21 protein-coding genes, 4 tRNA genes and 1 pseudogene are annotated in these 23935 nt (G+C 44.1%); 21 read left to right on the plus strand and 5 right to left on the minus strand.

Features of this window, described 5'->3' with window-relative positions; all coding sequences use genetic code 11:
- Positions 1 to 10: 10 nt before the first annotated feature.
- The 4 genes from thyA to AACL30_RS15155 all read left to right on the plus strand — a co-directional run bounded on the left by thyA (position 11) and on the right by AACL30_RS15155 (position 3632).
- Positions 11 to 805 (plus strand): thymidylate synthase, encoded by a 795-nt coding sequence (gene thyA / locus AACL30_RS15140; protein WP_339057200.1) that lies wholly within the window; start codon positions 11 to 13, stop codon positions 803 to 805.
- A gap of 160 nt (positions 806 to 965) precedes the next feature.
- Positions 966 to 1490, plus strand: a complete 525-nt coding sequence (gene purE / locus AACL30_RS15145; protein ID WP_339057201.1) for a 5-(carboxyamino)imidazole ribonucleotide mutase — start codon at positions 966 to 968, stop codon at positions 1488 to 1490.
- Entirely contained in the window at positions 1487 to 2557 is a 1071-nt protein-coding gene (gene purK, locus AACL30_RS15150) for a 5-(carboxyamino)imidazole ribonucleotide synthase (RefSeq protein WP_339057202.1), read from the plus strand. The genes purE and purK overlap by 4 nt, the downstream gene beginning before the upstream one ends.
- A 115-nt stretch (positions 2558 to 2672) precedes the next feature.
- Positions 2673 to 3632: an SPFH domain-containing protein gene (locus tag AACL30_RS15155; RefSeq protein ID WP_339057203.1), complete on the plus strand. Its 960-nt coding sequence runs from the start codon at positions 2673 to 2675 to the stop codon at positions 3630 to 3632.
- 89 nt (positions 3633 to 3721) lie between these two features.
- On the opposite strand, the gene csiE is transcribed toward AACL30_RS15155, so the two are convergent.
- Both csiE and suhB read right to left on the minus strand, forming a co-directional pair.
- Entirely contained in the window at positions 3722 to 5038 is a 1317-nt protein-coding gene (gene csiE / locus AACL30_RS15160; RefSeq protein ID WP_339058497.1) for a stationary phase inducible protein CsiE, read from the minus strand.
- A 202-nt stretch (positions 5039 to 5240) separates the two neighbouring features.
- Positions 5241 to 6053 (minus strand): inositol-1-monophosphatase, encoded by an 813-nt coding sequence (gene suhB, locus AACL30_RS15165; protein WP_339057204.1) that lies wholly within the window; start codon positions 6051 to 6053, stop codon positions 5241 to 5243.
- A 108-nt stretch (positions 6054 to 6161) separates the two neighbouring features.
- Here suhB and trmJ point away from each other — a divergent pair, with 108 nt between their 5' ends.
- From trmJ to AACL30_RS15225, 12 genes and pseudogenes are all read left to right on the plus strand, one after another.
- Positions 6162 to 6944, plus strand: a complete 783-nt coding sequence (gene trmJ / locus AACL30_RS15170; protein WP_339057205.1) for a tRNA (cytosine(32)/uridine(32)-2'-O)-methyltransferase TrmJ — start codon at positions 6162 to 6164, stop codon at positions 6942 to 6944.
- Between the two features lie 121 nt (positions 6945 to 7065).
- Entirely contained in the window at positions 7066 to 7644 is a 579-nt protein-coding gene (locus AACL30_RS15175; RefSeq protein ID WP_339057206.1) for a hypothetical protein, read from the plus strand.
- 235 nt (positions 7645 to 7879) lie between these two features.
- The gene (tkt, locus tag AACL30_RS15180; protein ID WP_339057207.1) at positions 7880 to 9871 is read left to right on the plus strand and encodes a transketolase; all 1992 of its coding nucleotides are present in this window, start codon (positions 7880 to 7882) and stop codon (positions 9869 to 9871) included.
- Positions 9872 to 10026: 155 nt separating this feature from the next.
- Positions 10027 to 11053, plus strand: a pseudogene (gene epd / locus AACL30_RS15185) (erythrose-4-phosphate dehydrogenase).
- 139 nt (positions 11054 to 11192) lie between these two features.
- Positions 11193 to 12371, plus strand: a complete 1179-nt coding sequence (locus tag AACL30_RS15190; protein WP_339058498.1) for a phosphoglycerate kinase — start codon at positions 11193 to 11195, stop codon at positions 12369 to 12371.
- 187 nt (positions 12372 to 12558) lie between these two features.
- Positions 12559 to 13635 carry a class II fructose-bisphosphate aldolase gene (gene fbaA, locus AACL30_RS15195; RefSeq protein ID WP_339057208.1) on the plus strand — a complete coding sequence of 359 codons (1077 nt, stop codon included), beginning with the start codon at positions 12559 to 12561 and terminating at the stop codon, positions 13633 to 13635.
- 209 nt (positions 13636 to 13844) lie between these two features.
- Positions 13845 to 14756, plus strand: coding sequence for a small-conductance mechanosensitive channel MscS (gene mscS / locus AACL30_RS15200; RefSeq protein WP_339057209.1), 912 nt, complete (start codon positions 13845 to 13847; stop codon positions 14754 to 14756).
- Positions 14757 to 14860: 104 nt separating this feature from the next.
- Complete coding sequence (locus AACL30_RS15205) at positions 14861 to 15598, plus strand: oxidative stress defense protein (protein WP_339057210.1); 738 nt, start codon at positions 14861 to 14863, stop codon at positions 15596 to 15598.
- Between the two features lie 168 nt (positions 15599 to 15766).
- A tRNA-Met gene (locus tag AACL30_RS15210) sits at positions 15767 to 15843 on the plus strand.
- 10 nt (positions 15844 to 15853) lie between these two features.
- A tRNA-Leu gene (locus AACL30_RS15215) sits at positions 15854 to 15938 on the plus strand.
- Between the two features lie 200 nt (positions 15939 to 16138).
- A tRNA-Gln gene (locus tag AACL30_RS15220) sits at positions 16139 to 16213 on the plus strand.
- 37 nt (positions 16214 to 16250) lie between these two features.
- A tRNA-Gln gene (locus AACL30_RS15225) sits at positions 16251 to 16325 on the plus strand.
- A gap of 105 nt (positions 16326 to 16430) precedes the next feature.
- Here the strand turns inward: AACL30_RS15225 and AACL30_RS15230 are convergent.
- From AACL30_RS15230 to znuC, 3 genes are all read right to left on the minus strand, one after another.
- Positions 16431 to 16925, minus strand: a complete 495-nt coding sequence (locus tag AACL30_RS15230; protein ID WP_339057211.1) for a ferritin — start codon at positions 16923 to 16925, stop codon at positions 16431 to 16433.
- Between the two features lie 214 nt (positions 16926 to 17139).
- Positions 17140 to 17925, minus strand: a complete 786-nt coding sequence (znuB, locus tag AACL30_RS15235; RefSeq protein WP_339057212.1) for a zinc ABC transporter permease subunit ZnuB — start codon at positions 17923 to 17925, stop codon at positions 17140 to 17142.
- A gap of 3 nt (positions 17926 to 17928) precedes the next feature.
- Complete coding sequence (gene znuC / locus AACL30_RS15240) at positions 17929 to 18645, minus strand: zinc ABC transporter ATP-binding protein ZnuC (RefSeq protein ID WP_339057213.1); 717 nt, start codon at positions 18643 to 18645, stop codon at positions 17929 to 17931.
- 77 nt (positions 18646 to 18722) lie between these two features.
- Here znuC and znuA point away from each other — a divergent pair, with 77 nt between their 5' ends.
- From znuA to AACL30_RS15265, 5 genes are all read left to right on the plus strand, one after another.
- Positions 18723 to 19667 (plus strand): zinc ABC transporter substrate-binding protein ZnuA, encoded by a 945-nt coding sequence (gene znuA, locus AACL30_RS15245; protein ID WP_339057214.1) that lies wholly within the window; start codon positions 18723 to 18725, stop codon positions 19665 to 19667.
- A 175-nt stretch (positions 19668 to 19842) separates the two neighbouring features.
- Positions 19843 to 21162: a murein DD-endopeptidase MepM gene (gene mepM, locus AACL30_RS15250; RefSeq protein WP_339057215.1), complete on the plus strand. Its 1320-nt coding sequence runs from the start codon at positions 19843 to 19845 to the stop codon at positions 21160 to 21162.
- Between the two features lie 15 nt (positions 21163 to 21177).
- Complete coding sequence (gene lpxM / locus AACL30_RS15255; protein ID WP_339057216.1) at positions 21178 to 22140, plus strand: lauroyl-Kdo(2)-lipid IV(A) myristoyltransferase; 963 nt, start codon at positions 21178 to 21180, stop codon at positions 22138 to 22140.
- A gap of 126 nt (positions 22141 to 22266) precedes the next feature.
- On the plus strand, positions 22267 to 23736 hold the full coding sequence (gene zwf, locus AACL30_RS15260; RefSeq protein WP_339057217.1) for a glucose-6-phosphate dehydrogenase: 1470 nt from the start codon (positions 22267 to 22269) through the stop codon (positions 23734 to 23736).
- 22 nt (positions 23737 to 23758) lie between these two features.
- Positions 23759 to 23923 (plus strand): hypothetical protein, encoded by a 165-nt coding sequence (locus tag AACL30_RS15265; RefSeq protein WP_339057218.1) that lies wholly within the window; start codon positions 23759 to 23761, stop codon positions 23921 to 23923.
- Positions 23924 to 23935 lie beyond the last annotated feature (12 nt).

The following is a 23935-nucleotide window of genomic DNA, read 5'->3' on the forward strand; positions in this document are numbered from 1 at the left end:
GAGGGGCATCATGCAACAATATTTAGCTTTAATGAAAAAAGTATTAGAAGAAGGCACTGCTAAAAAGGACAGAACCGGTACCGGTACCCTGTCGATCTTTGGACATCAAATGCGTTTTAATTTACAGAACGGCTTTCCCTTGGTGACCACCAAACTCTGTTATACAAAAGCGATTATCCATGAGCTGTTATGGTTTCTAAAAGGGGATACTAACATCGCCTATTTAAAAGAAAATGGCGTTACTATCTGGAATGAATGGGCGGATAAACAAGGCGATCTCGGCCCGGTATACGGCAAACAATGGCGTAGTTGGGGCACGGCGGAAGGTCGTCACATTGACCAGCTCGATCTCCTGGTTAACGAGATAAAGAAAAATCCCGATTCACGACGCCTGGTGGTTTCTGCTTGGAATGTCGGTGAACTAGATAAAATGGCGTTAGCCCCTTGTCATGCCTTTTTTCAATTTTATGTCGCTGACAACAAACTTTCATGCCAGTTATATCAACGATCATGCGATGTATTTCTTGGATTACCCTTCAATATTGCCAGCTACGCACTGTTGGTGCACATGTTGGCGCAGCAATGTGAGCTGGAAGTAGGCGATTTCGTTTGGAGCGGGGGAGACATTCATATTTACCATAATCATCTGGAACAAGTAGCTTTACAATTAACCAGAGCGCCGCGCAAGTTGCCTACCTTATCAATCAACCGCAAGCCCTCTTCGTTGTTTGATTATCGCTTCGACGATTTTAAAATCGAAGGGTATGATCCTCACCCTGCTATTAAAGCGCCGATCGCCGTTTAACAGGTTTTATACCCTTTGTCTTTTAAGCCGCCGCGTTGTTGGCTGCGGGTGTTCGCCGAATCACGTAGTCTATCTACGCTCATCGGTCGGTCGCCCTGGCAGCCGAAGGCAACTTCAAAGGCAAAGGGTATACATTAATATAAACAAGGAGCCTCCTTCCATGCCAACCAATCTCGATTCGACTAACCCGGCTAAGGCTAAAATCGCAATCGTCATGGGATCAAAAAGTGACTGGGCGACAATGCAATGTGCTGCCGAGCAACTCGACGACCTGAAGATTGCATTTCATGTCGAAATCATCTCAGCCCACCGCACTCCAGACAAATTATTTAGCTTTGCCAATAGCGCTAAAGAAAACGGATTTGATGTCATCATTGCCGGAGCCGGCGGCGCAGCGCATTTACCGGGGATGTTAGCGGCGAAAACGTTAGTACCTGTACTCGGCGTTCCGATCCAAAGCGCAGTACTAAACGGCATCGACAGTCTCTATTCCATTGTACAGATGCCACGGGGGATCCCGGTAGGAACACTGGCAATTGGTAAGGCAGGAGCCGCCAATGCGGCCTTGTTAGCGGCGCAAATTTTAGCACTGCAAGATAACGAATTGGCCATCAGATTAACCGATTGGCGTCAAAAACAAACTGATGACGTCTTGAAAAACGCCGATCCGAGGTCAAAAATATGAAATCGGTTTGCGTACTGGGTAACGGTCAATTAGGACGAATGTTACGTCAGGCCGGTGAGCCTCTGGGGATCAAGGTTTACCCTATTGGTTTGGATGCTAGGCCAGAGCATGTACCTCATGAGGAAAGTGTCATTACTGCTGAAATTGAGCGTTGGCCTGAAACCGAATTAACCTGCCAATTGGCTGAAAAAAAGGCCTTTGTTAATCGTACTGTTTTTCCACTTTTAGCCGATCGCGAAACACAAAAAAAATTGCTTGATAGCCTGAGTTTAGCAACAGCCCCCTGGCGCTTATTGGAGAATGCCGAGCAATGGCCACAAGTGTTCGCGCAATTTGGTGATTTAGCCATCGTTAAACGCTGCGTTGGAGGCTATGATGGCCGCGGCCAATGGCGTTTAACCGGGGGTGGTCAAACCGATTTGCCGCCAGATGTATACGGTGAATGCATTGTTGAACAAGGCATCCATTTTTCTGCTGAAGTGTCACTGATTGGCGCACGTAATCACCAAGGACAAACGGTTTTTTATCCACTGACCGATAATTTGCATGAAAACGGGATACTACGTGTGAGTATTCTCCAGCCTCAGGTTAGAGCAAAATGGCAGCAACAGGCCGAAAGCATGTTGTCCGCCATTATGGAGAGACTCGAGTATGTCGGGGTGATGGCGATGGAATGTTTTATTGACAACGATAAACTGCTGATTAATGAGTTAGCTCCCCGTGTTCATAACAGTGGTCATTGGACACAAAATGGCGCCTCTATTAGCCAATTTGAACTGCATTTACGCGCCATTCTTGATTTACCCTTACCGACACCGGTTGTCAGCGGGCAATCAGTCATGATCAACCTGATCGGCACTCCAGTGAATACGGAATGGCTAACATTACCACTACTCCATTTACACTGGTATGAAAAAGACATACACCCTGGGCGTAAAGTGGGTCATTTGAATTTGCATGCCCCCTCAATGCAACAGCTCCATACCACATTGACAGCGCTCGCGCCTTTACTCCCTGATGAATACCGAAGTGGTCTAGAATGGATAGAGGAACAACTGTCATTGTAGTATATACCCTTCGCCTTTTAAGCTGCCGCGTTGTTGGCTGCGGGTGTTCGCCTAGCGGCAACTTGAAGGACTGCGGGTATAAAAAATTAATCCCTTGCCAAACAGGAAGTGAAATATGTTAAGCATTCTCCCTATTATTATCATGCTAACCGTTATCGGGGTGCTCTGCGCTGTAAAAATTGTGCCTCAAGGTTATCAATGGACCGTCGAGCGTTTTGGGCGCTATACCAAAACGCTGATGCCTGGCTTAAATATCGTTGTCCCTTTTGTCGACCGTGTCGGTCGTAAAATTAATATGATGGAGCAAGTGTTAGATATTCCTTCGCAAGAAATTATCTCGCGCGATAACGCTAATGTTGCTATTGATGCTGTTTGCTTTATTCAAGTCATTGATCCGGTGAAAGCGGCTTATGAAGTCAGTAATTTAGAGCTCTCAATCGTTAATTTAACCATGACTAACTTTCGGACAGTATTAGGCTCGATGGAATTGGATGAAATGCTATCGCAACGTGACAACATCAATAGTCGTTTACTGCATATTGTCGATGAGGCAACCAATCCCTGGGGCGTCAAAATCACACGTATTGAAATCCGTGATGTTCGTCCCCCAGCGGAGCTCGTCTCGGCAATGAATGCACAAATGAAAGCAGAAAGAACTAAACGAGCCGATATTCTGGAAGCAGAAGGTGTCAGACAAGCAGCCATTTTACGGGCTGAAGGGGAGAAACAATCACAGATTTTAAAAGCGGAAGGAGAGCGCCAGTCTGCCTTTTTACAAGCAGAAGCACGAGAGAGAGCCGCAGAAGCAGAAGCCCAAGCGACAAAACTGGTATCAGAAGCTATCGCTGCCGGAGATATCCAAGCCGTCAATTATTTTGTTGCGCAAAAATACACCGATGCTTTACAAAATATTGCCTCTGCCAATAACAGTAAAATTATCATGATGCCACTGGAAGCCAGTAATTTGATGGGGGCTATTGGTGGCATCGGGGCACTTATCGCCGAAAGCAAAAAAGAGGCTATACCCACAGCCCTTGAAGTTGCCGCTAGGCGGCCAGAGCGTGAGACCCGATGAGCGTAGACAAACTACGTGATTCGGGCGAGGGCTCGCAGTCAACAACGCGGCAGCTTCAAAGGCGAAGGGTATAAAGAGTGATGACGCACTTAAGCGCGGACACCCAATGAATTTGATGTCGGATGTTGAGGCGCTTCCAACAAAATCCGAATTTGCTCGCTTTGCTGTTTCGTTAAGGGAAGTAAAGCTTGTATCAAGGAAGAGGTTAAAGGCGGGGAAAGAACAAAATAGGGCGTTATGACTAAAGCATCATCCTGCGGTGTATTGCATTGAAGGTACTTATCCAGGGGGTAATATTTGATATGGAGCGGCAATATCGTCAATTCGCGAATTTGCCGCTCTAATTCCTCTTCGAGTTGAGAATTATCTCGCGTTAACAAAAGCACTTGTTTTTCCTGCAACGAATTGCTCTGCATCAACCAAGCACCAAAACTAATGGCAATCAAACCTATTTCTTCCGATGAAAATTGGATTTGATGTTCTCGCTCGAAATCGACTAACGCTTGCTGTGTAGTCCGCAATAAACGTGGATATTTACTGGTAATTCTATCTAACAACAGATTATCAACGCCAATATTAAAATAGCAACGTGCAATAGCCGGGGCGAGATGAGAGTACAGTTGACTTGCCAAAGCGGTTTTGTTACTGAACGACACCGCTGAAAATCGTTGAAAACGGCCGATCATATTATGAACAGAATTCATTAATCGAGTGTCTTCCACTGAATTGCTATTGTTATAATTATGGGTTTTTAGCATTGTCAGCATCAGAATGATCATATCTCGTTCAATGGTCGCTAAAGGCGTAGGTAACAGCGGATTGATTGAATGAAATAAGATATTAGCCGCAGCGCGTTCTCGCTTTTGATTCAGCCAATCCCGCTGATTTGTTTTTAAATGTAAGCTACGTTGCTGTTGATTCTCCCAAGCACAATAAAAAATATAAATCGGTAAAAACCGGCGATCTCTTTCACTAAAAGGTTGCGCGAGTAACTTTTCACAACACTCCATTATTTTCTGCAATTGTGGTTTTAACCAGTTATTCACCTGGTGTAATTCCAACGCCAGGGCGCGATAGAGATCAACAGAAAAATAGTTATCAATAAATTCAGGACAGTAACGTAACCCGCGACGCAAGCAATCAATCAGACATAATCTTTTATCCAATAATTTTCCTTCGATTTGGCAAAAATTATTAGCCTGGATACAAATATCCAGGTGATATAATTGATTAATTTCATCAGAAATCTGTGCTATATCCTGTCGACTCACCGTAGGAGCAACACCATTGAAACGACTTATCGTCTCTAACTGCACTGCAGACATAGGTGAAAAAAGCATCAACAACGCGCGGCATCGTCGCTGTTGATTGGATAATTTAATCACTGGAAAGGTGTCTAGACTCATATCGCCTTCTGCAAAAACGGTTTTTATTTTTACAGATATAAGCATAGCAAAAAGGATACATTGAGGTGGTTTAAGGCGTCGTTTTTACATTGGTTTACAACTCACTGTATATAATCTAGAGTAATTTACTCTTGTTTTTCATACCACAGCCAACAAGGCAGCGGCTCCAACAGGCGCAAAGATATACAATAAAAATGATGCATTAGCATCTCAACGCCGCGGTTAATTCTTCATCCATAATTCGCTGCATTGTCTCAACCACGCGCGGAGACCCCGCCACAAGATTGCCGGAGTTGTAATAATTGTCGCCACCGACAAAATCGGTTACTAACGCCCCTGCTTCACGAACCAGTAATTCACCACCAGCAAAACTACAAGGCGACAAACCTATCGCAAAAAAACCATCAACACGTCCGGCAGCAATATAGGCCAAATCTAACGCGGGTGAATCTGAGCTGTGGATATTGTCACATTGAGCAGACAGTTGGCTTAGCAAATTATAATAGACATGGGCATGTTGCTTTGCTTTGATAGAAATACCTGCGGCAAGCGTAGTGCCCGTTAAATTTTTATATTCAGGAATGCGTAAACGATAACCGTTAAGTTGAGCACCTTGCCCGCGGACAGCAGTAAATAATTCATTACGTATGGCATCATAAATAACGGCAACTTCGGTATGTGCTTTGGTATGTGTTTTTATACGAACAGCAATAGAGACGGCACAGTGAGGGAGGCGTTTAGTAAAATTACTATTTTCATCCAGCGATGAAATAATCCATTGCGTCTCATTATCCCCACCATTTAACGCAGGGCATTTTTGACTAATAATACTGGCGCTGGGATAAGAATCACGGATCACATTGATAATCAACCGCTCTGCACTCTTATCAACAGCAAAGTCGTTGCTGTTTTTTTTATTCGTTTTGATTGAACCCTGGGGTTCAGCATAATATTTGGCAATGAGATCGCCGGCCTTACGTGCAGCACGTATAGCGATAGTCAGCATCGGGTGCATGGGTCTTTTCCACTAGGATGTTAAGGAACAAAAAATGAAGTGGCGCAGTATAACAGGGGTCTGTGTTAAAATGCCATTATCTGCAACAGACTTCTGGCAAAACCGCATATGCTACACAACATCCGCATCATCTTAGTTGAACCCTCACACCCTGGAAATATCGGTTCTGCGGCAAGAGCGATGAAAACGATGGGATTGACCGAGCTATATCTGGTGGATCCACTGGAAAAAATCGATTCTCATACCATCGCGTTAGCGGCAGGAGCCAGCAATGTTATTGATAACGCAAAGATTGTTGATAATTTGGATCAAGCGGTAGCAGAATGTTCGCTTGTGATAGGTACCAGCGCTCGCTCACGCACCCATGCGTGGCCAATGTTACACCCGCGGGAGTGCGGTGTTAAAAGCGTCGCTGAAGCTCACTTTACGCCTGTGGCATTGGTCTTTGGCCGTGAGCGTTCAGGTTTAACCAACCATGAATTACAAAAATGTCATTTCCATGTCGAGATCCCCACCAATCCCGAATACAGCTCACTTAATCTCGCAATGGCAGTACAAGTTATTGCTTATGAAATACGAAACGCTTGGCTCGATGCAACAAGGGTAGCCACCGAGCCCCCCTCAAACTTACCCTCCTCTTTACCCTCCTGTGCAGTAAAACAAAAAACAGCACTCTACCCACCGAACAAGGATCTTGAACGTTTTTATCAATGCTTAAAACAGGTTTTAGGCGATATTGGTTTTATCCGCCAAGCCCATCAAGGAGAGATTATGATTAAATTGCGACGTTTGTTTACCCGCGCACGCCTTGAGACGGTCGAACTCAGTATCCTGCGCGGTATACTGCATTTAATCGATAAAAGTAAAAAACATCGTGACCCGAAAGATTAATTTAGTTTATTTAATGAGCGTTTTTTGAAAAAGTTTTATATAAATTTTCTGTATATTTATCAATATCTGTCAACAAAGGTAGATATTTTTAAATTAACTAAATTAACCGAGGATTTATAAAATGCCAACAGGAATTACATCATTATCCAGCTCCAGTTTTGAAAAAACAAGCGTATCAGCATGTTCAACACCAGCAGTTGCTAGCAAGGTACAGAAAGCCCTAATAGCGGTGAAGCAAGCCCCAAATGCAGTAACTGAATTACAAAAAAAATATCGTCAAGGGTTGCATAATAATGTTTTATATTTTCATGAATCACCGAACTTGACACCGAGAGAACTATACTATGTGAATAGATTACATAAAGAAGGAAAAATTTCTCAAACCCATTTTGATCTAATGTTTAAAAATAAAAAAATTTTTGAAAGTACTTCTAATTTTTTGCAAGAGTTGAAAAATATGAAAGCTTCTGACAATTTATATTTGCAAAAATTACAAAATTCCGGAAGAATTTCTAATGACGACGCTAAAGAAGCGTATAATAACCCAGAAAAAATCGATGAAATAAAAGCCTCCGAAGCAGAAAAAGAAAGCGTGGCGCAGCAAGATCGCGAGGAACATATCAAGCAGCAAATAGAAGCACGGCAACAGCGTGTGACGCAAAGGCTTGCGGAAGAAAAAAAACTTGCAAAACAGATTTAATCTTCCTCTACACACCATTTTTAGAGAAACATGCCAAATTCCAGTGAGGGATTTGGCATCGTCACTTATAACAAAGTATCTCATCCTCGTTTACTCTTCCGCAAAGCACTGGCTATCTTTTCAAAAAGAAACCCCTCACAACATTTTCTGCTGAATTTTAATCATTGCTGTTTTAATCCTCTGTCTGAGAGAATGTTAGCCTTGGACGCTTTTTTAATCCCACCAGGAGAAAAACATGACCTCTCGTAAAGAGCTTGCTAACGCTATCCGTGTATTGAGCATGGATGCGGTGCAAAAAGCCAAATCTGGCCACCCCGGCGCCCCGATGGGGATGGCGGACATTGCCGAAGTACTGTGGCGTGATTATATGCAGCATAATCCCTGCAACCCCCATTGGATCAACCGTGACCGTTTTGTACTCTCTAACGGCCATGGCTCGATGTTGATATACAGCCTGCTTCATCTTACCGGTTATCATCTGTCGATGGAGGAGCTGAAAAATTTTCGCCAATTCGATTCCAAAACACCAGGGCATCCTGAATATGGCTACACGCCCGGCGTGGAAACCACCACCGGTCCCTTGGGACAAGGTCTGGCAAATGCGGTCGGTTTTGCCATTGCTGAACGCACCTTGGCGGCACAATTTAATCGCCCCGATCACAAAATAGTCGATCATTACAGCTATGTTTTTATCGGCGATGGCTGCCTGATGGAGGGGATCTCTCATGAAGTCTGTTCACTTGCGGGCACTCTGCAATTGGGCAAACTCATCGCTTTTTATGATGATAATGGTATTTCCATTGATGGTGATGTTAAAGGCTGGTTTACTGATGATACCGCCGCGCGTTTTGTCGCCTATGGTTGGCATGTGATAGAGAATATCGATGGTCATGATGCGAAGGCGATTAAAAAGGCGATTGACGAAGCGCGAGTAACGGATAAACCTTCGCTACTGATTTGTAAAACCATTATTGGCCAAGGATCACCGAATAAAGCCGGCAGTCATGATGTTCATGGTGCGCCCTTGGGGGATACAGAAATCGCTGCTACCCGCGTCACACTCAACTGGCACTATCCACCCTTTGAAATTCCGCCCGCTGTTTATACCGCTTGGGATGCTAAAGAAACAGGCAAAGAAAAAGAAGCCGCTTGGAACGCAAAATGGGCGGCTTATGCCCAAGCCTATCCTCAATTGGCTACGGAATTCGAACGCCGTGTCCAAGGCCAATTGCCTGATGATTGGGCGATGGAATCTAAAAAATTTATTGAAACGTTGCAAAATACACCCGCTGATATCGCCAGCCGTAAAGCATCGCAAAATACATTAGAAGCCTTTGGAAAAATACTGCCGGAATTATTGGGTGGCTCCGCGGATCTCACCCCCAGTAATCTGACCAACTGGTCAGGCTCTAAACCGCTGATGGAAAACCACGATGGCAACTACATTCACTACGGTGTACGTGAATTCGGCATGTCCGCTATCATGAATGGTATTGCGTTACACGGCGGTTTTATCCCTTATGGCGCCACTTTTTTGATGTTTGTCGAATATGCACGTAATGCGGTGCGCATGGCGGCGCTGATGAAAATACGCAGTATTTTTGTCTATACCCATGATTCGATTGGGCTGGGTGAAGACGGGTCGACCCATCAACCGGTGGAACAAATCGCCAGTCTACGTTTGACACCTAATCTAAGCACCTGGCGCCCTTGTGATCAGGTCGAATCAGCGGTGGCGTGGCAATGCGCGTTGCAACGCCAAAATGGCCCCAGTGCCCTGCTTTTTTCTCGGCAAAATTTGATACAACAACCGCGAACCGAGCAACAAGTAGAAAATATCAGCAAAGGGGGCTATGTACTGCAAGATTGCCTTGGTCAACCTGTGCTGATTTTGATTGCCACCGGATCAGAAGTTTCACTCGCTATCGATGCCGCTAAACAATTGACCGAAAAAGGCCATCAGGTTCGCGTGGTATCAATGCCCTCGACCGATCTGTTTGATCAGCAAGAAGCGACTTACCGTGAATCGGTATTGTCATCTGCCGTTAGTGCTCGCCTGGCAATAGAAGCGGGCAGTGCTGATTATTGGTATAAATACGTGGGTTTAAAGGGCGCGGTGATCGGCATGAATACTTTTGGCGAATCTGCGCCGGCGGAATTACTGTTTAAAGAATTTGGCTTCACTGTTGAAAATGTAATTGAACAAGCAGAGGCTTTATTGCAGTAGAGGTCTAATAAATATACCCAATGAATTTCGAGTTACGGCAAGGCGGCAATCAATCGAATCCCAGGAGTGTACAGGTAGTACATGACAGAGGATGAGAGCAAGCAGCCAACGCCGCCGTAACTTCAAAGACGAAGGGGATATCAGCAGGTAATAATATGACAATCCACATCGCAATCAATGGTTTCGGGCGTATCGGGCGTAATGTTTTACGGGCGCTGTATGAATCGGATAAACGAGCCCACATGTCAGTGGTGGCGATCAATGAATTGGCCAGTGCCGAGGCAATGGCACATTTATTGAAATATGATTCGAGCCATGGGCGCTTTGCTCGTGAGCTGAGCTTGAAAAATGATGGTCTTTATGTCGATGGCGATTTTATCCGCTTAATGCATCAAGCTGAAATTAAAGATTTACCTTGGTATGGGTTAAACATCGATGTGGTTTTGGATTGTAGTGGTGTTTTTGGCAGTCGCGAAGACGGTAAAGCGCATTTGGCCGCCGGGGCTAAAAAGGTGTTATTTGCCCATCCCGGGGCAGCCGATTTAGATGCCACCGTGGTTTATGGTGTTAATCATCAGCATTTACTGGCTGAACATAAAATTGTCTCTAACGCCTCTTGCACCACCAATTGCCTCATTCCCATTATTAAGATACTGGATGACGCCTATAAGATTGAATCCGGCGCGGTGACCACCATCCATTCATTGATGAATGACCAACCGGTGATTGATGCCTATCATCAAGATTTACGCCGCACGCGTGCCGCCAGTCAATCCATCTATTCCTGTCGATACCAAATTGGCTGCTGGCATTGCTCGTATTTTGCCCAAATTTAAGGGCAGATTTGAAGCCATTTCCGTACGGGTACCCACCATTAATGTCACCGCTATCGATTTAACGGTAATGGTCACTGAAACCGTGCAAGTTGAGCAAGTCAACCAATGCTTACAACAGGCAGCGCAAAAAGCGTTTCATGGTATAGTCGATTACACCACATTGCCCTTGGTTTCGACCGATTTTAACCATGATCCACACAGTGCTATTGTCGACAGCACACAAACCCGGGTTAGCGGACAACATCTGATTAAAACCTTAGTATGGTGTGACAATGAATGGGGCTTTGCCAATAGAATGTTGGATACCACCTTAGCCATGGCGAAAAGCGGATTTTATACCCAATGAATTTCGAGTTACGGCAAGGAAGCAATCAATCGAATCCCAGGAGTGTACAGATAGTACATGACAGAGGATGAGTGCGAACAGCCAACGCCGCCGTAACTTGAAAGGCGAAGGGTATAACGCATTAAAAAGAGGTTATAACATGTCTGTAATTAATATGTCTGATTTAGCCCTAACAGGGAAACGTGTACTGATCCGAGCCGATCTCAATGTACCGATTAAAGAGGGGGAAATCACTTCCACAGCGCGTATTGACGCATCAATACCGACGATCAAAGCCGCACTAGATAAAAGGGCGCATGTCATGGTGACCTCTCACCTGGGGCGACCGATTGAAGGCGAATATAACGACGCTTTTTCACTCCTGCCCATCGTGCATTATTTACAAAAAAAACTGTCGATTCCGGTGCGTTTAGCCACAAACTATCTTGATGGGGTTGAGGTAGGTGCGGGTGAAGTGGTGGTGTTAGAAAACGTGCGCTTTAATCAAGGCGAAGAAAAAAACGATGAAGCCTTGGCAAAAAAATACGCCGCACTTTGTGATGTTTATGTGATGGACGCTTTTGGCACCGCACATCGTGCGCAGGCATCAACGCACGGCGTTGGCCAATTTGCCCCTATCGCTTGTGCAGGGCCATTGTTATCAGCAGAGTTGACGGCATTGGCCACTGCCTTAGATAACCCAGCGCACCCGATGGTGGCGATTGTTGGCGGCGCTAAAGTTTCTTCTAAACTCAAGGTGTTGGATAGCTTAGCGCAGATCGCCGATCAACTGATTGTCGGTGGCGGCATTTCAAACACCTTTGTTGCCGCTCAAGGTCATAACGTCGGTCAATCGTTGTATGAAAAAGACTTGTTGCCGCACGCTAAAGAACTGTTAAAAACCTGTAATATCCCCTTGCCGATAGATGTTCGTGTCGCCACTGAGTTTTCTGAAAATGCGGTAGCGGTAGTGAAACCCGTGACGGATATTAACGATAATGAAGAGATCCTCGATCTGGGTGATGCTTCTATCCAGAATCTGGTTAACATTATCAAAAACGCCAAAACCATTTTGTGGAATGGTCCAGTGGGTGTTTTTGAATTCCCCAATTTTCGCCAAGGCACTGAAATTTTAGCAAGAGCAATCGCTGACAGTAGCGCCTTTTCTATCGCTGGTGGGGGAGATACGTTAGCGGCCATCGATCTTTTTGGTATTGCTGATAAAATATCTTACATTTCTACTGGAGGTGGTGCTTTTCTCGAATTTGTTGAAGGGAAAAAATTACCGGCCGTGGCGATGCTAGAAGCACGTGCTAAACAGGTTAAATCAGCCTGTTAAAGCATTTCATTTTATTAGATCTCTTTGGAAACCGTAGTTCGTTATGCGGAGTCAAGGCGCCCGGCGCACAGCAACCTTCGTTGCTATAAATACATGAGGATTGCGCGCACCGGGCAACGCAGGATCCGTGTCACGCAGTAAGTTTCCGAAGAGGTCTATTGATTGGCTGACAAATAGGACAAATAACATGTCAGAAATTCCTAATTTCTTAAAGCCTGGGGTTATTACAGGTAATGATGTACAAAAACTCTTCACCTACGCAAAAGAAAAAGGCTTTGCATTACCAGCAGTCAACTGTATCAATAGCGATTCTATCAATGCTGTATTAGAAAGCGCAGCCAAAGTAAAAGCACCTGTGATTATTCAATTTTCCAATGGCGGCGCCGCTTTCATCGCAGGCAAAGGCGTAAAATTAGAAAGTCAGCAAGCGGCTATTGTTGGCGCTATTTCCGGCGCACATCATGTGCATCAAATGGCTGCACATTACGGCGTGCCGGTTATTTTGCATACTGATCATTGTGCGAAAAAATTGCTGCCTTGGTTAGATGGCCTGCTTGATGAGGGGGAAAAACATTATGCCGCCACAGGTAAGCCGTTGTTCTCTTCTCATATGATCGACTTATCGGAAGAGCCGTTAGAAGAAAATATCACCATTTGTGAAACATATTTAAAACGTATGGCAAAAATCGGCATGACACTAGAGATTGAACTCGGTTGTACTGGCGGTGAAGAAGACGGGGTCGATAACAGCCACTTGGATAATTCTAAACTTTATACGCAACCCGAAGAGGTGGCTTATGCGTATGAAAAATTAAACGCCATCAGCCCCAATTTCACTATTGCCGCTGCTTTTGGCAATGTTCATGGGGTGTATACACCCGGTAACGTACAGTTAACGCCAAAAATTTTGCACAATTCCCAACAACATGTTTCCGAGAAATTTCACCTACCGGATAACAGTTTGAACTTTGTTTTTCACGGCGGCTCCGGCTCGAGTAGGGAAGAGATCAGAGAAGCTATCGGCTATGGCGTGATCAAAATGAATATTGATACTGATACCCAATGGGCGAGCTGGGAGGGGGTGCTGCAATATTACCAAAAAAACGAAGGTTATTTGCAACGGCAGCTTGGTAATCCAGAGGGAGAGGAGAAACCGAATAAAAAATATTATGATCCCCGAGTATGGCTGAGAGCAGCTCAAACAAGCATGGTGACCCGTTTAGAACAAGCCTTCAAGGATCTCAATGCGGTCGATGTATTATAGTTCGAAATCTCTTGTGCTCGCTGATACTTCGTCAAAAACGAGCTCAAAATGCGCATTTACTTTATGTAGACTGCGCTTTTTCACTCGTTTTTTCCTTGTCTGAGCGTCGCTCAAGAAGATTTGGAACAGGTGATGAGACTTTTCGCATAACCTCCCACGTAACGCCGAATCCGCGCCACGTGGGAGGTTATGATCATACTGGGTGGATAATGGAACCAATAAACGTCGTCGCTAGCTTTAATAACCTAGGAAGCTGGTTATTAAACAATAAAGATCTCTTGCTGCAATATACCGTCAATCTGATAGCGGCACTGTTGATACTTATCATCGGGTCGATTGTCGCTAAAGTGATCTCACGCACGGCTAACCGCGTGATGAAACTAAAAGCTATCGATGTCACTGTGGCCGATTTTTTATCGGCTATAATACGTTACAGTATTTTAGCTTTTACTATCATTGCGGTATTAAGTCGTCTGGGTGTGCAAACCACCTCCGTCATCGCGGTGATAGGTGCCGCCGGTTTAGCGGTTGGCTTAGCATTACAAGGCTCGCTTTCTAATTTTGCCGCAGGCGTATTGTTAGTCGCATTGCGTCCCTTCCGCGTCGGTGAATATGTCGATTTAGGCGGCGTAGCGGGGACGGTATTACAAGTACAGATTTTTTCCACTACCCTGCGCACACCTGATGCCAAAATTGTGGTGGTACCCAACGGTAAAATTATCAGTGGCAATATCATCAATACCACGCGCGATCCGGAACGTCGTACTGAGATCACCCTGGGCGTGGCTTACAATGCAGATATTGATGTGGTAAAAAAAATATTAGGGGATATTGTCGCCGCGGATAATCGGATCATACACGACAGAGGGGTGACGATCCGTTTAAATGAGATGGCTGCGTCTTCGTTAAATTTTATCGTGCGGGTGTGGAGCAGTAACGCTGATTCATTTGAGGTGTACTGGGATTTGATGGAAAACTTTAAGCGAGCGTTAGATGCGAATCATATCAGCATCCCCTATCCACAAATGGATGTACATTTGTATCCGCCGGCTAAAGTCGATATGAATATACCCACAGCCCTTGAAGTTGCCGCTAGGCGGCCAGGGCGTGAGACCCGATGAGCGTAGACAAACTACGTGATTCGGGCGAGGGCTCGCAGCCAACAACGCGGCAGCTTCAAAGGCGAAGGGTATAAGTCAAAATAAATCATTGGGAGGCATGGATTGTGAAATTAAATACACTCGCTTTAGCAACCTTAATAGGATTCAGTATTTTACCTGCGGTGTTATCAGCTGCTGAAGTGCCTGCTGGGCCACATATTATTACCTCAGGCAGTGCCGGTATTGACGTTGTACCAGATATTGCCATCTTAACGATTGAAGTAAGTGAATTGACTAAAGAGGCGGCTGCCGCTAAAAAACAGGTCGATCAACGGGTAGCACAATATTTTGATTTTCTACAAAAACAAAATATCGATAAAAAAGATATCAATGCGGCTAATCTACGGACTCAAGCGGAGTACGATTACAAAAAAGCCGGCGAGACCGTGCTAAAAGGCTATCGTGCTGTGCGTCAGATTAGAGTTACATTGCGTCATCTCGACAAAATGAACGAGTTACTTGATCAGGCACTGAAGTTAGGTCTTAATGAAATTCGCGCAGTAGACTTAGACGTTGCCGATCCAAAAAAGTATCGTGAAGAGGTGCGTAAGAAAGCGATAGACAATGCTTTATCCACAGCGAGTTCTGTAGCACAGGATTTTAAAAGCACCCTCGGGTCGGTATACAGCATCCGCTACCGTGCGGTTAACGACCAGCCAGTGCCGATGATGATGCGGATGCAAGACAGCGCCCCCGCAGCGTCAAATGAGGCTGCTGAAACCTATAAGCAACAAAGTATTCGCTTTAATGATCAGGTTGATGTGGTGTTTGAATTACAGCCAACAAAAGCGGCGGCGAAGTGAGTTCATCATCAACATCCATGAATTGATTAAATTATCTCCATAACGCTTATAAGCCAAACAATCACACTTTTTCCGCATTTTTTAACGAAAAAGCAGTTGACGCAAATCCAGCATATCCGCATAATTGCGCCCCGCAACACTGATGAAGTTGCGGTAATAAGTAAAGATGGCTACGTAGCTCAGCTGGTTAGAGCACAGCACTCATAATGCTGGGGTCACAGGTTCGAATCCCGTCGTAGCCACCATCTGTGTTTTGCGGGAGTGGCGAAATTGGTAGACGCACTAGATTTAGGTTCTAGCGCCGCAAGGTGTGCGAGTTCGAGTCTCGCCTTCCGCACCATGTATTATCGAAGTCTTTATTCGCCAGGTATCGGCGAGTACAAAAGATTTAGAATAGATTCTTAGATGTATTGATACCCTTCGCCTTTGAAATTGCCGCTAGGCGGCCAGGGCGACCGACCGATGAGCGTAGATAGACTACGTGATTCGGCGAGCACCCGCAGTCAACAACGCGGCGGCTTCAAAGGCGAAGGGTAGAGATGGGATATCGCCAAGCGGTAAGGCACCAGGTTTTGATCCTGGCACTCCCAGGTTCGAATCCTGGTATCCCAGCCACTATTTTTTAAATTTACAACAGTTTCCTCTGATTTATTGGGATATCGCCAAGCGGTAAGGCACCAGGTTTTGATCCTGGCATTCCCAGGTTCGAATCCTGGTATCCCAGCCAATAAATTTTTTATAAAACTTAACTTGCACCTCATCCGTATGACTATCGGAGCAAACATACTAGAAAACTGACCATTGACGACAAATGATGTTATTTTGGTGTCACTTAAGGAGATTTTACATAAGTCCTTGAATTTTGATCTATAAGCAATAGACTACTTTCACTCTTGCCCGCCAACCTAAGTTTGTTGCGAATAGATTTAAATAATTTTTCCTCTTCACTCTGTTCAGCAACATACCATTGTAGAAAATGAAAAGTAGAAGAATCTTTTAAATCCTTAGCAATTGACACCAGCTCATCAATTTTTTTCGTGTTGCAACATTCATGCTGATAGGCTTGTTCAAAAATCGCTGCTAGCGATTTAGATTCAATGGGCGGCGTGATAGCTTCAATCACAAATGAAACATCGTGATCATTCAGGTAATCAACCAAACGTAACATATGTTGTATTTCTTCTTGAAAATGTGCCTTCAAAAAGCTAGCTGCACCATCAAAACCCTGGCGACAGCACCAAGCACTCATCTGCAAATAAAGATTAGCCGAGGAAAATTCTAAATTTAATTGCTGCGTAAGTCGCTTTTCTATCTCTTTTTTCAACATACTGACTCCTGATTATTTTATTAGACTCCTTGCAAAACCGTAGAGAGTATCCATTAAATTCAGTATGCCATAATAAAAATATCTTACCGAAAAAATAATTATCACTATTTATAGTTTAATCGATTTAAAATCATATTTTAAAAACAAAATTATAATGATAAAGACTCAGAGCAATACCTTACATAGGGAGTCTTAAAATAAAACTATCTAAAGACTAACCCCGCGCTTTTCGTGACAAACTGAGTATAAACATAACAGCGGAACAAAGAACGACAGACGGGCCGGCGGGTGTATCATAACAAGCTGACAAGATGAGTCCTCCACTTACCGCTAGCATGCCAATAACCACCGCTATCCCTGCCATTTGCTCCGGAGTGCGTGCAAATCGACGAGCAGCAGCAGCAGGAATGATCAACAGCGAAGTGATAATTAGCGCTCCGACAAATTTCATCGACAAACCGATGGTAATGGCAGTAATCAGCATGAGTAGCATCCTGGATCGTTGCAAATTAACACCGTCCACGTGAGCCAGTTCAGGGCTGATGGTCATCAACAAAAATGGACGCCATTGCCAACAAAGCATCAGTAATACCAAAGCGACTCCACTGGAGATAAGCCAAATATCACTTAAACTAACCGACAGCAAGTCACCAAATAAATAAGCCATTAAATCAACGCGCACATTATGCATTAAGCTGACGACCACTAAACCGAGAGACAAAGCACTGTGCGCTAAAATACCAAGTAAAGTATCAACAGCAAGCTGTGGTTTTCGCTCCATCAACACTAATATTAATGCCAACATTAATGTAATGACTATCACAGTATAAAATGGATCAATATGTAGTAGCAGGCCACAAGCCACACCGAGTAAAGAAGCATGCGCCAGCGTATCGCCAAAATAAGACATTCTACGCCATACGATAAAAGAGCCTAATGGACCTGCTACCGTGGCTAATAACATGCCAGCTAACCAACCGGGAAGAAGCAGTTCAATCATCGGTCATCGCTCCACTTCATAACGATGGTTATGACGATAAATCGCCAGTTGTTCAGCGCCACTTTTACCGAACATCGCGATAAATTCAGGATGCATAGAAACCGCTTCAGGCGTACCTGAACAGCAAATATGCTGATTGAGGCAAAGTACTTCATCAGTTTTAGCCATAACTAAATGTAAATCATGTGAAACCATCAACAGAGCGCAGCCTAATTCCATTCGTAATTGCTCAATTAAATCATAAAGTGCCAATTGCCCGTTAATATCCACACCTTGTGTCGGCTCATCCAATACCAATAATTGGGGTTTATTCAGTAATGCTCTGGCCAGTAATACACGCTGACTTTCACCACCAGACAATTTCTGCATCGGGCTTTCTAACAAATGAAGGGCTTGAACTCGGTTGAGTGCCGACAAAATATCTGCTGATTGGCTTTTTGCCTGTAGGCTCATGAAACGGTTTACTGTCAAAGGTAAGCTCGCATCTAAATACAATTTTTGTGGCACATAGCCGATACGTAGAGCCGGCTTTCTCGTCAACGTACCGCTCGTGGGCGCGAGAAGCCCCAGAACTACCCGAACTAACGTTGACTTACCCGCCCCATTGGGGCCGAGTAAAGTCAGTAATTGCCCCGATTGCAAGCAAAGAGAAATATCACTGAGTACTCGTTTTTCACCTAAGGTAACCGAGATGTTATTAAGCATTATTAGCGTGGACATAATGATCACATTTGCAAAATCAATTTAATGTTATAATATTACATTTGATTGATTCACACGACGAGAAAATTTACTTTATGTTCCAGAAAAAGAGATGGCAGCAGTACGCGGCTCTCACTATTGTATGCCTCACCTTTAACACCTTTAATCTTGCTTTTGCCACTGTAGTTACGTCAATACGCCCATTGGGATTTATTGCTGCTGCTATCACAGAAGGTGTCTCGTCAACAAAAGTCTTATTGCCTAATGGCGCTTCGCCTCATGACTATGCTTTACGTCCATCGGATCTAACACTGCTGCGCGATGCAGATTTAGTTATTTGGATTGGGTCTGACATGGAGAGCTTTCTTAGTAAACCATTAGCCCGTTTTGCTACTAATAAACAGATCGCCATTGCACAATTACCTAAAGTTGAAGCGTTATTAATCAGAGACACTGAACATGATCATCCCGTTTCTGAACAGGTAACAGCAGAAAAAGATGATGATCATCATCATCATCATCATGGCGATTATAATATGCATCTTTGGTTATCGCCTCCAATAGCCAAGTTAGCAGCAATCGCGATTCATGATAAATTATTGGAACTTATGCCGCAAAACAAAGACAAACTAGATGAAAATCTGCGTCAATTTAAAGATCAACTAGCGCAACGCGAGGAAAAAATTGCTAAGATGCTTAAGCCTATACAAAACAAAGGATATTTTGTTTTTCATGATGCTTACGGCTACTTTGAAGAACGGTTTAACTTAGCGCCATTGGGGCATTTTACCGTCAATCCCGCAATACCGCCTGGAGTACAACGTTTAGATCAAATAAAAACCCAGTTGCTTGATAAAAAAGCAACCTGTATTTTTGCTGAGCCACAATTCAGGCCAGCCGTGATCAATGCTATTGCCGAAGGTACAGATGTACGTGTAGGTATGTTAGATCCACTGGGGGGAAGCATCGAGTTGCGCAAGGACAGCTATGTAGAGTTTTTATCTCAATTGTCCGATCAATATCTAAGCTGCCTGAAATAGATCGATACCCAATGAATTTCGAGTTACGGCAAGGTGGCAATCAATCGAATCTTAGAAGTGTATCCCCTTCAAAGACGAAGAGGATACAGGTAGTACATGACAGAGGATGAGAGTAAGCAGCCAACGCCGCCGTGACTCAAAAAGCGAAGGGTATACATTGTAAGGATAAAAACAATTGCAGCAGGTAGTCCGAACTATCACTTTAACGTATAACAGCCTATCACGCCCACACCGTATAATGCTGGGGTCTTTGATTCTAGTAACGCTGGCTGTGTTTATTTGGCAACCTGCTGTTCATCTTCCAGAAAATGAGCCTATCAGCAAAGACATAACACTTAACCTCACTCAGCCAAGATCATTACCCCTTGATGTCAACGAACCGCTTGAGCAAACAATACCCGAACCTGATGAAATTCTCCAAGATGAACTGGATACCAAGTCTCCTAATGGATCCAGCACCAATGAATATGTGATTTCGTCAGGGGATACCTTAGGCAATATTCTGACTCAATATGGCATCGATAAGGCGGATATTGCCTTGTTGGCTTCACAACATCGGGCATTGCGTCATCTAAAAGTAGGTCAACAGATTTCCTGGTCTATCGATAAAAATGGTGATTTGCAACGCTTGATTTGGGAGGTCTCAGCTCGCGAAAGCCGTACTTATGATCGCATCGGCAATCACTTTAAAGAAAAAAAAGTATTGCAACAAGGTGAATGGCATGACAGTGTACTAAAAGGGCGTTTCGAAGGAAATTTTATCAAAAGTGCAAAAAATGCCGGATTAAATACCGCCGAAATACGTGCTGTTACTAAAGCACTACAATGGCAATTAAACGTTAATAAACTGCAAGGCGGCGATCGGTTTTCAGTATTGATGTCACGGGAAAAATTTGAAGGCCGTCATGAGCAAAGCCGACTACTTGGCGTCCATATACTTTCAGACGGTAAAGATTATTACGCGATTCGCGCCAGCGACGGTAAATTTTATGATCGCCATGGTTCCGGTTTAGCACGGGGTTTTATGCGTTTTCCGACGATGAAACACTTCCGTATCTCTTCTGGATTCAGTCTACGCCGTGTTAATCCGGTCAGCGGGCGGATTACCCCACATAAAGGGGTAGATTTTGCGATGCCAATAGGGACACCGGTACTCAGCATCGGGGATGGTGAAGTGTTGACAGCCACACGAAGCAGTGCGGCAGGTAATTATGTTGTTATCCGTCACGGGCGCCAATACACCACGCGCTATATGCATCTAAAAAAATTATTGGTTGAGCCAGGGCAAAAAGTAAAACGGGGAGATCGCATCGCTTTATCCGGTAATACGGGACGCTCCACCGGGCCTCATTTGCATTATGAATTATGGATTAACCAGCAAGCTGTTAATCCTGTCACCGCAAAGTTGCCACGTTCTGAAGGGTTAACAGGCCAAAGTCGCCGGAAATATATGGCAACAGCCAGACAAGTTGTATCGCAGCTGCGTTTTAATTAATCGACAGAGTGTGTTATGCATCAAGAAAAAAATAAAAACGAAGGGTTTATTCCACGCTTTCAAAAATCATTTCTTTATCCTCGTTATTGGCTAATTTGGTTTAGCATTATGCTTCTTATTGTCTCAGCTTATGTCCCTGCTAGAATACGGGATCCATTTTGGGCTAGCCTCGGACGCCTCGTCGGAAAATTTGCTAAAGGTGCACGGCGGCGTGCACGTATCAATCTTTGCTATTGTATGCCGCAATTAGATGAAAAAAAACGCGAAAAACTGATTGATGACATGTTTGCGGCCGCAGCACAACCCATGGTGATACTGGCTGAATTATATTTACGTGGCACTAAATCACTGTGTTCACGTGTACATTGGCATGGCAGAGAAATATGGGACGATGTACAAAAGCAGGGACGTAATATCATTTTACTGGTTCCTCACGGTTGGATGATAGATATCCCTTTCATGTTGTTGGCAGCAGAAGGAAAACCAGTAGCCGGCATGTTCCATCATCAACGTAATCCACTCATCGATTATTTGTGGAATCGCACCCGACTACGCTTTGGTGGCCGTATTCATTCACGAGAGGGAGGCATAAAACCCTTTATTAGCTCGGTACGTCAAGGATTTTGGGGTGGTTATTTACCTGATGAAGACTACGGAAATGATCAAAGCGAATTTGTGGATTTTTTTGCCACTTATAAAGCAACGTTACCAACGCTTGGACGCTTAATGAAAATATGCAACGCTGCAATTGTGCCCATGTTCTCTGTCTACGATTACAATAAACATCGTTTTGATATTTATATTCGCCCACCGATGGATGATTTAACCGGTGCAGATGATGCTTATGTCGCACGGAGAGTCAACGAAGAAATAGAAACATTGATCACTCCAAATCCAGAACATTACGCTTGGATATTGAAATTCATTAAAACCCGAAAACACGGTGAGATACAACCTTATTTGCGTAAGGATCTTTAATCCCACCGTCCACTAAGAGCCTATTCGAAATCTTCTTTGAGCTACGCTCCGACGAGGAAAAAAGGGACGAAAAAGATTTTGAATAAGCTCTAATACACAACCATAGGATAATCAAGGAGCATTGATATGGCAGCAAGCGATCCTACACCCGCCTGTGATCTCGTTATTTTTGGCGCTAGAGGTGATCTAGCACGCCGAAAACTACTGCCTTCACTTTACCAGCTAGAAAAAGCCGGTCATCTCCATCCGGATACACGAATTATTGGTATGGCTCGTGCCGATTGGAATAAAGAGCAGTATAGCAAGCAAGTGAAAGAATCCCTTAACAAATTTATAAAAGAAAAGTTAGATAATTTACTCTGGTCTAAACTCCAAGCGAGATTAAATTTTTGTAAGCTAGATGTCGAAGACAATGAACATTTTAAAAAATTAAAAGAATTGCTTGATCAGAAAGATCATCCTGCGATCCATTATTTCGCTATGCCACCAAGTACCTTTGGCTCGATTTGCAAAGGATTAGCACAAGCAGGATTAAATAGCCCCCCCAATCGAGTCGTGATGGAAAAACCATTAGGCAAAGATTTTGCCTCATCACAGGTGATTAACAATCAAGTCGCTGAATATTTCGACGAATCTCAGGTTTATCGTATCGATCACTATTTAGGCAAAGAAACCGTGCTCAATTTGCTGGCCTTGCGTTTTGCTAATAACCTGTTTATCTCTAACTGGGATAACCGTACTATCGATCACATACAAATTACCGTTGCTGAAGAAGTTGGCATTGAAGGGCGCTGGGGATATTTTGATGAAGCAGGTCAAATGCGAGATATGGTGCAAAGCCATTTATTGCAGATCCTCACTATGATTGCTATGGCGCCTCCTGCCAAGCTTAATGCCGATGATATCCGTGATGAAAAAGTGAAAATATTACGATCTTTACGCCGTATCGATCATCGTAACGTGCGTGATACCACCGTTCGTGGCCAATATATCGCTGGAAAAGTGCAAGGCCATCAGGTGCCCGGTTATCTGGAAGAAGACGGGGCAAATAAAAATAGCATTACCGAAACCTTTGTCTCAATCCGAGTGGATATCGATGATTGGCGTTGGGCAGGGGTACCCTTCTACCTACGTACTGGTAAACGGCTGACAACTAAATGCTCTGAAGTCGTGGTGTACTTCAAAAATCAAGTACTCAATTTATTTACGGGATCTTATCTAGAACTACCACAAAATAAATTAACCATTCGTTTACAACCTGATGAAGGCATCGAAATACAAATTCTCAATAAAGTACCCGGCTTAGAGCATAAACACCGATTGCAAACAACTAAACTTGATTTAAGCTTTTCGGAAACTTTTCATCAAGAACATCTTGCTGATGCTTATGAACGTCTACTATTGGAAGTCATGCGAGGCATCCAAGCATTATTTGTCCGTCGTGATGAAGTGGAAGAAGCCTGGAAATGGGTTGATTCCATTATGGCAGCTTGGAAAACTGAAAATCAGGCACCAGAACCCTATGAATCAGGTAGCTGGGGGCCAAAAACTTCTGCTGATATGCTCACCAATGATAGTCGTTCATGGAACGAATAGTAGACTGATTCGGCTATACCCAATGAATTTCGAGTTACGGCAAGGCGGCAAGGGCGACCGACCGATGAGCGTAGACATACTACGTGATTCGGCGAGCACCCGCAGACAACAAAGCCGTAACTCGAAATTCATTGGGTATATATTAAAAAATCGACTATACCCGCAGCCAACAACGCGGCGGCTTTAAAGGCGAAAGGTA

The sequence above is a fragment of the Candidatus Regiella endosymbiont of Tuberolachnus salignus genome, assembly GCF_964020115.1.
GTDB lineage: Bacteria > Pseudomonadota > Gammaproteobacteria > Enterobacterales > Enterobacteriaceae > Regiella > Regiella insecticola.